The following is a 13,037-nucleotide window of genomic DNA, read 5'->3' on the forward strand; positions in this document are numbered from 1 at the left end:
AGCAGCACCAGCGACCCTTTCCATGAGGACCTGCGAGTTGACGACATCATCCGGCCTTTCGCCGTGATGCTGGCCGCGTCGTGGCACACCTTCCAGGTGCTGACAAAGCGGCCAGACCGGATGCGCGCGTTACTGCTGGATTACGATTTCTGGCACGAAGTCATCGACCTCGCGACCCAGTACTGCCGCGTCTATGACCTGAAGCCGCCCCAGATGTGGAATACGAGGGCGGCGCCGAACATCTGGCTGGGCACGTCCATCGAAAATCAGCCCAGCGCCGATGAGCGCCTTCCCGACCTTCGCGCGACGCCAGCGGCGCGGCGCTTCGTATCCGCCGAACCTCTGTTGAGCTTCATCGACCTGGGCGACGCTTTGCTTGACCTGGATTGGGTTATCGTCGGCGGCGAGTCCGGACATGGCGCCCGCGCCATGCATCCCGACTGGGCACGCAGCCTGCGTGACCAGTGCACTGCCGTCGGCGTGCCGTTCTTCTTCAAGCAATGGGGCGAATGGGCGCCGGTCACCGACGGCACCCACACCAGCATGATCCGTCGCGACAGCGGCTACGTCTTCCCCGAACCCCGCAACCCCGCCAACTGCGATCCCATCTGGGCGCCGATCGCCCGACTCGGCAAGAAGGCCGCCGGCCGTCAGCTTGACGGCCGCTTCTGGAATGAGATGCCCATTAACTCCATCGTGGGGAGGGCCGCCTGATGCATTTCCCTGCCTGGGCGAACGCCCTCCTGATGCATTTCCCTGCCTGGGCGAACGCCCTTATGAACATCCTCATCATCATCGGCGCCACTCGCACCGCAGTGCATGTCTTGCAGGACGGAATTACCCGCCTTGACCGTGTCATCCTGCTCCTACTGGTGCTGAGCTACATCCTGGAACGGGCAAGTCAGCTTCTCGGATCGGCAGCCGCTTACCTGAGGAGCTTATCCCCATGAGCCAGCCCCAGAGTATCCCCGATCGCGCCCTTTCCATCCGCTGCCCTTGGCAGTGGTTCGTCCTGCACGGCGGGAAGGATGTCGAAAACCGCAAACGCTGGACCAGTTACCGCGGCACCGTCCTGGTGCACGCCAGCAGCTGGTGGCAGCCGCTATCCATCCTGCAACACCTGTGCGCATTCAGCCCACTGGCCAAGGCCACCACCGGCCGGGAAACCACGCTGGCCGACCTGCAGAAGGAGGCCGGCTGCATCGTGGGCATGGTCGACATCGTCGACTGCGTCACGAAGGTCGAAAGCCCCTGGTTCTTCGGCCCCTACGGCTACAGCCTGGCCAACCCCATCCCCTTCAAACGCCCCGTACCCTGCAAGGGCGCCCTGGGCTTCTTCCGTGTGCCGGCCGACGTGCTGGCCCAGCTGGAGGTCGCATGAGCCCTCTCGACGCCACCCTGTTCGGTGACGCCCCGCTTCTGCCCGGCGTGCCGAAGTCGCGCACCGTACGGCGGAAGCGTCCGCCTCTCCGGCCGGCCACGTCCGCCAGCACACCCTGGCCCCTCGACGGCGAGATCAACGTGGTGCTGTTTGCGGGAATGGGCGGGGCCTGCCAGGGACTGGAGGATGCCGGCTTTCCCGTGCACGTCGCCGTCAACCACGATGAAATCGCCATTGCCGCGCACCGGGCGCTGAACCCGCACACGCGGCACCTTCAGGCCGACATTTACGAGGTCGACCCGCTGGAGGCGACCCAGGGCCGACCGGTGAACATCCTGTGGGGCAGCCCTGACTGCCGCGACCACAGCGTGGCCAAGGGCGGCGCACCCCGCTCTCCCCGCGTCCGCTCCATGCCCTGGCAGCTCTGCCGGTGGGTGGGACGGCTGAGAAAGCGCGGCCTGGGGCCCCGGATGGTAGCGCTCGAGAACGTCCGGGAAATCCGGGGCTGGGGCCAACTGGTCGCCAAGCGGGATAAGGCCACCGGTCGGGTGATCAAGCTGGTCGACGGCGAGGAGGTCGTGGCGTCGAAGGGCGAGCGCGTGCCGGTCCAGCAGCAACTGCTGGTGCGCGACGAGCGCCGCAAGGGGCGGCTCTACCGTGCCTTGGTCCGCCATCTGGAGGGCTTGGGCGGCAGATACGAGGACCGCGACATGAATTGCGCGGAATACGGCATTCCCACTGGCCGGAAGCGGTTGTTCGGCATTGTCGTCTTCGGCGACCAGGCTATCCGCTGGCCCGTGATCACCCATGGCCAACGTCACAGCCCGGACGTGGTAGCAGGCAAGCTGCGGCCACATCGCGGCGCCCACGAGATCATCAACTGGTCCCTGCCGCTGCCGTCGATCTTCAACCGCGCCAAGGGCGACCTGGCCACGGCCACTCAGCGGCGCATCGCCACCGGCGTGAAGCGGTTCGTGATCGACAGTACGGCGCCGTTCCTGATCCACACCACCCATCAGGGCAGCCGGCCACCGATCGACGGGCGCGACCCGTTGCCGACGGCGACGACCGCGCACCGCGGCGAGATGGCGGTGGTGGGTGCCGCTGTCGTGCCGACCACCCACACCAAGAGCGGCGCCAGCAGGGTCCACGATGGCATGGACGCCACCCCGACCCTGACGGCGGGGGTGAAGCGCGGTGAGCTGGCGGTGATGGCGGCCACCGTCGTGGGGGCGGGCGGGCGTTCGGCCCAGATGGGGCCGGTTGACATCGCCGGGCCGCTGAACACGTCGACCACCAAGGAAGACCGCGTGCTGGTGGCGGCGCATCTGACGAAGTTTCAGCAGAACAGTGTTGGTCAGCATCCTGGCGACGCGCTGGATACGGTCATGGCCGGCGCGCCGCGCTTCGGCGTGGTCGCCGCGCACCTGACAGCGTTCCAATCCCGCAGCGTGGGCCAAGATGCCCAGGATGCGATGCCAACGCAGATGACGGCCGACCATCACGGTATCGCCGCTGCCTTCCTGGCCAAGCACAACCAGGGCGTGGTCGGCAACGAGGCAATGGAATCGCTGTCGACCCTCACGACCACCGGCAGCCAGATCAACCTGGCGGCGGCCTATCTCGTGCACCAACGCGGCACGGGCGTGCCCCACGATGCCGAGGCGCCCCTGTCGACCGTCAGCACCGGCGGGGGCAAGGGCGGCAGCCACCACCAGGTGGTCGCGGCCCATCTCACCGAGTATTACGGCACCGGGGGCCAGCACCAAGACGCGGGCGCGGCGCTGAACACGGTCACGACGCTGCCACGGTTCGCGGTCACCGGCGCCGATCTGGCCCCGCCACCGTTGACGCCGGAGCAGATCGCCGGGGCCAAGCGGGTCGCGGATTTCCTCCGCCTCTACGGGGCTTGGGAGGGCGGCGACATGGTGACCGTCGTCATCGATGGCGACACCTACGTCATCGTGGACATCGGCATGCGCATGCTGACGCCGGAGGAGGCGGCCGCCGCTCACGAGCTGAAGCTGCCGGCGCTGATCCGGATCCAGAAGCGGGACCGCAAGGGCCAGCGGGTTTTCGACGCGGCCGGCGAGCCGGTGATGATCGAGCGCGCCCTGACGAAGTCCGAGGCCATGAGGCTGGTCGGCAACAGTGTGCCGAAGCGCATGGCCATGCTGCTGGCCCAGGCCAACGCCACCCACGCCCTCGATGCGCCCATGATGGCGGCGGAGTGACCCATGACGAAGTCTAGGACACCACGAGTGTCGGTCCTTCCTCCCTCGCTACCGCCGCGCGGCCTGAGCCGCGAGCAAGCTGCGGAGTACATCGGCATCGGCACGACGCTGTTCGACCGCATGGTGGAAGACGGCCGGATGCCACGCCCCCGCCGGCTGGATGGCCGCACGGCATGGGACGTGCGTGACCTTGACAGGGCTTTTGAAGCACTGCCCTATGATTCCGGCAAGGCGGCGGACAATCCCTGGGACAAGATCTGCGGCCTGGCGCGGTAGGCCATCATGGTGGAATTTCGCCTCAAGGATGGGTCTGGCAAGATCACCCTCCGCTACATGGTGGAGGATGTGGACCGCCACGGCAATGTGCGCATCTATCTGCGCCGCAAAGGCCATCCCAAGGTTCGGTTGATGTCAACGCCGGGCACGCCGGAGTTCCTGGCGGAGTACCAGGCCGCCCTAGGCGCGGGCGCACTGCGTCAGCCCGCCAAGCCAAAGCAGCGAAGCGAACCCGCCCCTGGCAGTCTTTCATGGCTGGCCCAGCGCTACTACGCCTCCGGGAAATTCACCACGGCCAATCCGGGCACAAAGAAGATGCGCCGCAGCATCATCGACCGCCTATGTGAGCAGGCAGGGGATGCGCCGGTGTCGACGATGCAGGTCGAGCATGTGGAAGCCCTACGCGACCAGCGGGCCGCTACGCCGGCGGCGGCCAACAACATGGTGAAAGTTTTGCGCCAGATGTTCGCCTGGGCGCTCAAGGCGAAATTGGTCCGGCTCAACCCCGCTGTGGGGATTGACCCGCTGCCGATGAACCCCGATGGCCATCACACTTGGACCAATGAACAGGTGGAGCAGTTCGAGGCGCATTGGCCGATCGGCACTAACGCACGCCTCGCTCTGGCATTGCTCCTCTACACGGGCCAACGACGCTCCGACATCATCCGGATGGGCCCGCAGCACGTCAAAGACGGATGGATGACCATCACACAGACCAAGAACGCTGGCCGGAACCCGGTGACGGTATCGGTACCCGTTCTCCCGGCCCTGCAAGAGATCATCGACGCCACCCCCAGCTGGCGCGGTCATCTGGCCTTCCTGATCAGCAAATGGGACAAGCCCTATACGGTGGACGGATTCGGCCGGGTCTTTCGCGAATGGTGCGATAAGGCTGAGTTGCCAGCGGAATGCAGCGCCCACGGCCTCCGTAAGACGGCCGCCACCAGGCTGGCGGAGATGGGCGCGACGGAGCATGAAATCGCCGCCATCACCGGCCACCGGTCGCTGAATGAGGTGGCCCGGTACACCCGCAAGGCCCGCCAAAAGGAACTCGCGGCCCGCGCCGGCGCGCTCATGGCGGAACACGGATTGAACAAAAGTGTCCCACCGATTTCCGACCAACTTAAAAGTGGGACAAAAACGCCCGGTAAGTGATTGATTTTATTCGGTGTATTTTTTGAGTGGTGATCCCGGTGGGATTCGAACCCACGACCCCATGATTAAAAGTCACGTGCTCTACCGGCTGAGCTACGGGATCGACCGCGAGGAAAACAGCGTGGCTTTCCGCGAACGAAGACGGGGCGGACGGCCCTGTCCCGGTGTGGCGCGCACCATAATGAGGGGTATGGGCGCGGTCAATGGAAAGCGGCGGAGGCCGGCCATTTAGCGATGCATAGGCCCCCTGCCCTGGGCTAGGTCGGCTTATTCGCCGGCGCCGCCCGTGGCCGGCTCCACACCCTGGCGGGCATCCTGGGCGAACCGTTCCGCCAGGCGATGGGCCACGCGCGGACTGACGAAGTGGGCGATGTCGCCCCCCAGCCGCCCGATCTCCTTCACGAAACGGGAGGAGATGAACTGGTGCCGGTCGGATGCCATCAGGAACACGGTTTCCACCTGCGGGTTCAGGCGCGCGTTCATGCCGGCCATCTGGAACTCGTATTCGAAGTCCGAAACGGCGCGCAGGCCCCGGATGATCACCTGGGCCTGGCAGCCGACGGCGAAGTTCATCAGCAGGCTGTCGAAGGACCGCACCTCCACCGACACGCCCTTGGCTGTCAGCGCCGCCACTTCGTCCCGCACCAGGGCCACGCGCTCATCCGTCGTGAACAGCGGCCCCTTGCCGGCGTTGCTGGCCACCCCGATGATCAGATGGTCGACCAGCTTGGTCGCCCGCTGGATGATATCGAAATGCCCATTGGTGATGGGGTCGAAGGTGCCGGGATAAACCCCGATGCGACGCTCGCTCATCCTTCCCCCCGCTGATCCAATCCGCCCATCGTCAGCTCCCATCCGCCGGCTTGGCCGAGCCCCAGATATTGGTAGCACCGGAGTGCTACCAATATCGAAAGGATGCTCAGTTGCCGGTTCCTTCGTCCGGCCCCCCCATGGGCGAACCCACGGGGCCGGCTTCACCTGGCGTGGCGTCGTCCGCCCCGCCTTCCTCGGCGCCATCATCGGCCAGCCGGGCCACCGACACCACGCCCTCATCCGCCGACAGGCGGAACAGGGTGACGCCCTTGCTCTTGCGCGCGGTGATCCGCACGTCGTGCACGGGCATCCGGATGACCTGGCCGCCGTTGCTGACCATCATCACCTGGTCGGTCTCCGCGATGGGGAACACGGCGGCGATGGCCTTGTTGCGGTCGCCCATGTCCATGTTCCAGATGCCCTGGCCGCCGCGCCCGGTCAGGCGGTACTCATAGGCCGAGGTGCGCTTGCCGAAGCCCTGGACCGATACCGTCAGCAGGAACTCCTCACGCGCCTTCATTTCAGCGTACAAGTCCGGCGCCAAGGTGCCGACCTCGCCCGTGGGCTCCGCCTCCACGTCGGCGGGGGTGTCATCCACCTCCTCGCCCTGTTGACGACGTTCGGCGTTGGCCTGCTTGAGGTAGGCCGCCCGCTCCTCGGGGCTGTACGGGGTATGATGCAGGATGGACAGGCCGATGACCTCATCTCCATCCGCCAGGCGGATGCCACGCACGCCGGTCGAGGTGCGCCCAGCGAACACCCGGACATCCTCAACGGGGAAGCGGATGCAGCGGCCCAGGCGCGTGGCCAGCATCACGTCGTCCGCCTCGGTGCAGGTGCGGGCCGCGATCAGCAGCTCGCCCTCCTCCTCCAGCTTCATGGCGATAAGGCCATTGGCGCGGATGTTGGTGAAGTCGGACAGCTTGTTGCGGCGGACGCCGCCGTGGCTGGTGACGAACAGCACGTTCAGGTCGCCCCAGCTGGCCTCATCCTCCGGCATGGGCATCACGGTGGTGATGGCCTCACCATCCTCCAGCGGCAGCAGGTTGACCAGGGCCTTGCCCCGGGTCTGCGGCTGGCCCAGCGGCAGGCGCCAGACCTTCAGCTTGTAGACCATGCCCCGGCTGGTGAAGAGCAGCATGGGTGTGTGGGTGTTGGCCACGAACAGGTCGCTGACCGTGTCCTCCACCTTCAGCTGCATGCCGCTGCGGCCCTTGCCGCCGCGCGCCTGCGCCCGGTAGGTGGACACGGGCACGCGCTTGATGTAGCCGCCCTGCGTGACGATGACGACCATGTCCTCGCGCTGGATCAGGTCCTCGATGTCCGCCTCGAACTCCAGGTCCTCGATCTTGGTGCGGCGCGGCGTGTTGAACCGGGCCTTCACCTCGACCAACTCGTTGCGCAGGATTGTCAGCAGCAGGGTGCGTGAGGACAGCACCTCCAGGAAGTGGCGGATCTGGTCCACCACCGCCGTCAGGTCGGCGCCGATCTTGTCACGCTCCAGCCCGGTCAGGCGGTGCAGGCGCAGTTCCAGGATGGCCTTGGCCTGGGCTTCGGACAGGCGGTAGGTGCTGGCCGCCGACAGGCCGCGGCCAGGCTCGTCGATCAGGGTGATCAGCGGCGCCACGTCGGCCGCCGGCCATTCGCGCGCCACCATTTCCTCCCGCGCGGCGGCCGGATCGGGCGCGCGGCGGATCAGGGCGATCATCTCGTCCAGGTTGGCCACGGCCACGCCCAGGCCCACCAGGATGTGGGCGCGTTCGCGGGCCTTGCCCAATTCGAACTCCGTCCGGCGGGTGATGACCTGCTCACGGAACTTCACGAAGGCCGCAACGATGTCCTTCAGGTTCATCAACTCCGGCCGGCCGCCGTTCAGCGCCAGGGTGTTGACGCCGAAGGAGGTCTGCAGCGCGGTGTGGCGGAACAGCTGGTTCATCACCACGTCGGCCACGGCGTCGCGCTTCAGCTCCACCACCACCCGCACGCCGTCGCGATCTGATTCGTCGCGGACGTCGGCGATGCCTTCCACCAGCTTCTCCCGCACCACCTCGGCGATGCGTTCGATCAGCTTGGCCTTGTTCACCTGGTAGGGGATCTCGGTGAAGACGATGGCCCAGCGATCCTTGCGGATCTCCTCGACCTCGCTCTTGGCGCGCATGACGACGGAACCGCGCCCCGTCTCGAACGCCGAGCGGATGCCGGCCCGGCCCAGGATCAGGGCGCCGGTGGGGAAGTCCGGACCGGGGACGATCTCCATCAGCTCCGGGATGGTGATGTCCGGATTGTCGACATAGGCGCAGCAGGCGTCGATCACCTCACCCAGGTTGTGGGGCGGGATGTTCGTGGCCATGCCCACGGCGATGCCGCTGGCGCCGTTGACCAGCAGGTTGGGGAAGCGCGACGGCAGGACCGTCGGCTCGTCCTTCGACTCGTCGTAGTTCTTCTGCCAGTCGATCGTGTCTTTATCGATGTCGTCCAGCATCGCCTCGGCCGACTTGGCCAGGCGCGCTTCGGTGTATCGCATGGCAGCGGCGGGGTCGCCGTCCATGGAGCCGAAGTTGCCCTGACCGTCGATCAGCGGCAGGCGCATGGAGAAATCCTGCGCCATGCGGACCATGGCTTCGTAGATCGAGCTGTCGCCATGGGGGTGGTAGTTACCCATGACGTCGCCGACCGCCTTGGCCGACTTGCGGTACGGCTTGGTGCTGTCGTAGCCGCTTTCCTTCATCGCGTAGAGGATGCGGCGGTGCACCGGCTTGAGGCCGTCCCGCACGTCGGGAAGCGCGCGGCTCACGATCACGCTCATGGCGTAATCGAGATAGCTGCTGCGCATCTCCTCTTCGATGGCGATGGGGGTGATGTCGCTGGCGGGGGGGGCCGCGGGGGGCGTCGGAGTCGTGACCAAACCAGAATCCAGAATCAAGGAAAACCAAGCCTCAGGGGCGGTTTGGATGCCGCTCCCGGGCGATGGGGGCCGGCCGCTTTTCTAGCACCATTCGCGCATGCGAACAATGAAACCGGCATCCCCGCCCTTCCCCAGGCGCCCGTGCGCCGGGCCGACTCGCGACATTGGTTTCCAGACAGGTTCCCCGGCGGATTTTGACGGCCCGATGGAAGCGATGCAGAGTGCCGGGGTTTCTCCCCCTCCGCCGGTTCCCACCATGACACCGCCCTTCGCCGTTCGCGGCTTCGACCATCTGGCCCTGCCCGTCGTCGACATGGCCCGCGCGCTCGCCTTCTACCGCGACGTCCTGGGCTGCGCCGTGACGGCGGAGTATCCGGAGGACGCGCTGGTGCGCTTGGCGGTGGGCGACGCCGACCTGTTCCTGGTGGACGTGACGGCGCCCGGCGGCGCCTGGGCCAGGCCGCCGGCGGGACCGGGCCGCAACCTGGACCATCTGTGCATCGCGCTGGAGGCATGCGGGGAGGCGGCGTTGCGCCGGCACCTGGCGGCCCACGGGCTGGACATCATCGAGGAACGGGTGGGCAACAACCGCCACGGTCCCACGCTGTCGCTCTATGTCCATGACCCGGAGGGGACACAGGTGGAGTTGCTGTTACCCCTGGCATGAACGGCCCGTGACGCAGAGCGCGCCCCCCCTTGGAAAATCGCTAAAGAATCTGACAGCGCCGGATCGATCCCCGTCCCGGCCCTGATCCTGGAAGAAATGGCTCAGCGCCGTGACAGCAGGTGGAACCGCGCCATCAGCACCGACACCGCCACGATGCTCGCTACCAGGATGCCCTGGAAGATGCCCATGACGCCGTGGCCCAGGTGAAAGGCGGCGAAGGCAGCCACGGGGATCATGACGCCGTAGTAGCTGAAGAAGTGCAGCGCCGTGGGGATCCAGCTGTCGCCCTGGCCGCGCAGCGCGCTGGCCATGACCGTCTGCCCGCCGTCCGCCACCAGGATCCAGGCCATGAAGGCGATCAGGGGCACCAGGTCGCGGATCAGCGCCGGGTCGCTGGCATAGAGGCCGGCGATGGTCTGCGGCAGGCTGGCGAAGATCAGGCCCACGCCGGCCAGCACCAGGGCGGTGATGGCCAGGCCGGTCCAGCCGGCCAGCGTGGCCTCGCGCCGGCAGCCGGCGCCATGCGCCTGGCCCACCTGCACCGCCGTGGCCGAGGCCAGGCCCAGGGCCGCCATGAAGGGCAAGGCCAGCAGGTTCAGGCCGATGGCGTAGGCGCCCAGGCCCAGGGCGCCCAGCCAACCGGCGAAGATGCCCATGGTGCCGAAGGCCGACGCCTCCGCCCCCTGGCTCAGGCCGGCGGCGTAGCCCAGGTGGCGGTGCCCCCGACCCTGGCGCCAGTCCAGGAAGGAACCGCGCACACCGTAATGGGCATGGTCGCGCATGGTCCAGACATAGGCGCACAGGCCCAGCGCCGTGACCCAGCGGATGGTGGTGGTGGCGATGGAGGACCCCACGGCCCCCAGGGCCGGAAAGCCGAAGTGGCCGAACACCAGGGTATAGTCGAGGAGGAAATTCAGTAGGTTGGCCACGATCATGGAGATCATGGCCGGAAGCGGCCGCTTGATCCCCTCCAGGAAGAAGGAGGTGGTGATCTGCAGCACGGCGGCCGGCATGCCCAGGCCCAGGATGATGATGACCGGCGCCGCCCCGTGGGCGATTTGTGGATCCTGGCCCGTCAGATGGAAGAAGGCCTCGCCGAACAGGCAGCCCATGGCCACGATGACCCCCACCAGCAGGGCATAGGGCACGGACCGGCGCCACACGGCCCCGGCCTCCTGCGGGCGCCCCGCCCCCACGGCCTGGGCCACGAGGATGATGGTGCCCATCATCAGGCCCACCACCGTGGCGAAGGCGGTGCCGACGGGGGTGTTGCCCAAGCCGAAGTAGGCCAGTTCCTCCGCGCTGTGGCGGCCGACCATGGCGGTGTCCACCGTCTGCATGAACAACTGGCCCATGCGCGTCAGCATCAGCGGCGCGGCCAGCAGCAGCAGGTCACGGGCATGAACCAGCACCCGGGGCAACAGCGCCCCGGCCGGCGCCTGCGGCGGCAGACCCGTGGAGGCCGACTCCACCGCCGCCGCGTCCGGAGGCGGCAGGGGCGTCACCGCCGCCGACAACTCCGGCGGCACGGGGGTTTCATACTGGGCCATAGTGAATGACGCTCTGGCGGCTTTATCGTTGCTCCGGACCACCGTCCGGGGTCCCCATGCCTACCCCGCCCCGCCCGATGCCGCAACCCACGCGGGCGCACGGCTGCCGGGCGATCCGGCGGGCGCACGATTTCCCGTGCCGAGTTGCCTTGCACGCAAAAAAGAAGCCATCCCGCAACATAACACTTTTGCGGGTATATTATTTAACAATGCGTGATATAGGTAGAAAATAACTTTTGGTTGATGTGTGTGGATGATTGTCACGCAAAGCATGGAGGGATGTCATGCGTACCTTGGGAAGTTCGGCCCAGTTAACGCGCCGCGCCGTACTCGCGTCAGGCACGGCAGCCGCCCTGTTGCCCGCCGCCGGGCGGTTCGCGCGGGCGGCGGGGCCTTTCGTCAGGGCGGAAATTTCGTCACAGGAAGGCCAGAAGGCCGCAGCCAGCTATGCCAAGGCCATCCGTGCCATGCTGGCACTGCCGCCTGATGATCCACGCAACTGGTATCGTCAGGCGATGATCCACATCATCGACTGCCCTCACCGGAATTGGTGGTTCTTACCCTGGCATAGGGGTTATCTTTGGTATCTGGAATCCATTGTTCGCGACTTGAGCAAAGATCCCAGCTTCGCGTTGCCCTATTGGGATTGGACGGCGAATCCTCAAATTCCCCGCCAGATGTGTGAAGACGTGCTGGATCCGCGCAACCCCGCCTACCTCTCTGGCTGGAACGCCTTCAAGACGGGCTATTCAGCTGCCGTCACGAGCTTTTATGATAGCCAAAAAGGATATCGGAAATACTGGCTACAACTGCGGGGTTACAACCACGCGACTGACCTTCTTGACGCCATTCAGGGAGCGTTCTTCGACCGATCTCAAGCCCGCGACTTGACGTGCAGTAATCCTGGTCTGGATCCGGAAACCAAGCATCTGGTTTCATTAGAAAATATGACGAATGTCGTCTTGGCCCCCCAGCAATTTGAAAGTGGCGGTGGCGGCAAGACCGGCTTCGGCAGCTATCGCGCCGTGACCCATGACCAAGGCACCGGTGAAGGGCCTCTGGAAAGCCAGCCCCACGATAACGTGCACGGCGCCATTGGCGGCTTCATGGGGGAGTTCATGTCCCCCGTCGATCCGATCTTCTATCTGCATCATGCCAATATCGACCGTGTCTGGACCGTTTGGACGGCGGCGCAGAATGCGGCGAAGTTGCCCCCTTTGCCCACGGATGCCGGCTGGTTCAGCGAACTCTTCCTGTTTTATGTCAACGCGCAGAAGCAGCAGGTGGCGTCGAAGGCTGGGGATTGGGTGGAGCCCCAGGACTATAGCTATACCGCCGGTTCCACCACGGGCTACAGGCATCCTCCGCCCCCATCCAGCCGTAACCTCTTGGTCGCGGGCACGCTGAACATTGCGCGCATCGGCACCGTGGCGGCCGACATGGCCACAGCCGTCGCCTCCCTCCCTGAAGCGACCCTGCCGACCGCCGTCAACGTTAAAGTGGCAGTCCCTGCAGGGACCGCCCCCACCCCCGTCCTGGTGTTTGTGAACGCCCCGGACTTGACCACCAACCCGACGGAAAGCAATCCTGGCTTCCTCAGTCGCATCACCTTCTTTGGCTTCCGTCACCACTCCCATGGCAGCGGTAGCCTGACCGTACAGTTGCCTTTGCCCAAGCGGCTGATCGATGCCGGTTTGGTCAAGGCCGGGGAACCATTGAACGTGCAACTGATCGCCACGACAGCCAAGGCCACCAGCCACGGCGCGCACACCCTGGTTAACGCGCCAGTGACGGATGTCCCACCGGCGACCAGCCAACTGTTGAGTGTGGAAGTGGTGTTATAGTCGACACCGTCCCGACAGAGGATGGGAGAGGACGATGTCGTGGAGCCGGCGTATCGCCTGGATAGCCACACTGTTTGCCGCCGTCTTGGCTCCAGGGGTGTCGGTCGCGGCATCCGCCAAGGTGAGAACAGGCACTGTCACCGACCTCTCCCTACCCCTGCCGCCATCCCCCGGCGGGCGCTATGCGATCGAACTGCGGGTGACGCCCATTC

At 66.1% G+C, this 13,037-nt stretch carries 11 protein-coding genes and 1 tRNA gene; 8 read left to right on the forward strand and 4 right to left on the reverse strand.

Translation table 11 applies throughout. From position 1 onward, the window contains the following. The 6 genes from I55_RS01690 to I55_RS01715 all read left to right on the forward strand — a co-directional run. The coding region (locus I55_RS01690) for a DUF5131 family protein (RefSeq protein ID WP_044558714.1) at nucleotides 1-714 on the forward strand (714 nt) is incomplete at its 5' end. Then, a complete protein-coding gene (locus I55_RS01695; protein WP_044558715.1) occupies nucleotides 714-950 on the forward strand; it encodes a hypothetical protein in 237 nt (78 codons plus the stop codon). The genes I55_RS01690 and I55_RS01695, both read left to right, overlap by 1 nt. Continuing rightward, complete coding sequence (locus tag I55_RS01700) at nucleotides 947-1,381, forward strand: ASCH domain-containing protein (protein ID WP_044558716.1); 435 nt, start codon at nucleotides 947-949, stop codon at nucleotides 1,379-1,381. The genes I55_RS01695 and I55_RS01700 overlap by 4 nt, the downstream gene beginning before the upstream one ends. After that, nucleotides 1,378-3,615, forward strand: coding sequence for a DNA cytosine methyltransferase (locus I55_RS01705; protein WP_049973734.1), 2,238 nt, complete (start codon nucleotides 1,378-1,380; stop codon nucleotides 3,613-3,615). Before I55_RS01700 ends, I55_RS01705 begins: the two co-directional genes overlap by 4 nt. Nucleotides 3,616-3,642: 27 nt before the next feature. Then, the gene (locus tag I55_RS01710; RefSeq protein ID WP_199902420.1) at nucleotides 3,643-3,891 is read left to right on the forward strand and encodes an AlpA family transcriptional regulator; all 249 of its coding nucleotides are present in this window, start codon (nucleotides 3,643-3,645) and stop codon (nucleotides 3,889-3,891) included. A gap of 6 nt (nucleotides 3,892-3,897) precedes the next feature. Further along, a complete protein-coding gene (locus I55_RS01715) occupies nucleotides 3,898-5,046 on the forward strand; it encodes a tyrosine-type recombinase/integrase (protein ID WP_044558718.1) in 1,149 nt (382 codons plus the stop codon). A gap of 27 nt (nucleotides 5,047-5,073) precedes the next feature. Here the strand turns inward: I55_RS01715 and I55_RS01720 are convergent. From I55_RS01720 to gyrA, 3 genes are all read right to left on the reverse strand, one after another. Next, nucleotides 5,074-5,149 (reverse strand) — tRNA-Lys (locus I55_RS01720). A 164-nt stretch (nucleotides 5,150-5,313) separates the two neighbouring features. Then, complete coding sequence (coaD, locus tag I55_RS01725) at nucleotides 5,314-5,859, reverse strand: pantetheine-phosphate adenylyltransferase (protein ID WP_044558720.1); 546 nt, start codon at nucleotides 5,857-5,859, stop codon at nucleotides 5,314-5,316. 106 nt (nucleotides 5,860-5,965) lie between these two features. Then, nucleotides 5,966-8,764, reverse strand: a complete 2,799-nt coding sequence (gene gyrA, locus I55_RS01730; protein WP_044558721.1) for a DNA gyrase subunit A — start codon at nucleotides 8,762-8,764, stop codon at nucleotides 5,966-5,968. Nucleotides 8,765-9,020: 256 nt separating this feature from the next. On the opposite strand from gyrA, the gene I55_RS01735 reads away from it, so the two are divergent. Further along, a complete protein-coding gene (locus tag I55_RS01735) occupies nucleotides 9,021-9,431 on the forward strand; it encodes a VOC family protein (protein WP_044558722.1) in 411 nt (136 codons plus the stop codon). A gap of 101 nt (nucleotides 9,432-9,532) precedes the next feature. On the opposite strand, the gene I55_RS01740 is transcribed toward I55_RS01735, so the two are convergent. Continuing rightward, the gene (locus I55_RS01740; protein ID WP_083900758.1) at nucleotides 9,533-10,981 is read right to left on the reverse strand and encodes an MATE family efflux transporter; all 1,449 of its coding nucleotides are present in this window, start codon (nucleotides 10,979-10,981) and stop codon (nucleotides 9,533-9,535) included. A gap of 284 nt (nucleotides 10,982-11,265) precedes the next feature. Here I55_RS01740 and I55_RS34005 point away from each other — a divergent pair, with 284 nt between their 5' ends. Then, on the forward strand, nucleotides 11,266-12,825 hold the full coding sequence (locus I55_RS34005; RefSeq protein WP_083900759.1) for a tyrosinase family protein: 1,560 nt from the start codon (nucleotides 11,266-11,268) through the stop codon (nucleotides 12,823-12,825). Nucleotides 12,826-13,037: the final 212 nt, after the last annotated feature.

It is taken from the genome of Azospirillum sp. B4 (assembly GCF_000333275.1).
GTDB lineage: Bacteria > Pseudomonadota > Alphaproteobacteria > Azospirillales > Azospirillaceae > Nitrospirillum.

Bases quoted from the DNA above. Each gene is read 5' to 3' on its own strand.
- I55_RS01705 (WP_049973734.1), top strand. From the start codon at position 1,378: ATGAGCCCTCTCGACGCCACCCTGTTCGGTGACGCCCCGCTTCTGCCC.
- I55_RS01740 (WP_083900758.1), bottom strand. From the start codon at position 10,981: ATGGCCCAGTATGAAACCCCCGTGCCGCCGGAGTTGTCGGCGGCGGTG.
- I55_RS01695 (WP_044558715.1), top strand. From the start codon at position 714: ATGCATTTCCCTGCCTGGGCGAACGCCCTCCTGATGCATTTCCCTGCC.
- I55_RS01715 (WP_044558718.1), top strand. From the start codon at position 3,898: ATGGTGGAATTTCGCCTCAAGGATGGGTCTGGCAAGATCACCCTCCGC.
- I55_RS01700 (WP_044558716.1), top strand. From the start codon at position 947: ATGAGCCAGCCCCAGAGTATCCCCGATCGCGCCCTTTCCATCCGCTGC.
- coaD (WP_044558720.1), bottom strand. From the start codon at position 5,859: ATGAGCGAGCGTCGCATCGGGGTTTATCCCGGCACCTTCGACCCCATC.
- I55_RS34005 (WP_083900759.1), top strand. From the start codon at position 11,266: ATGCGTACCTTGGGAAGTTCGGCCCAGTTAACGCGCCGCGCCGTACTC.
- I55_RS01735 (WP_044558722.1), top strand. From the start codon at position 9,021: ATGACACCGCCCTTCGCCGTTCGCGGCTTCGACCATCTGGCCCTGCCC.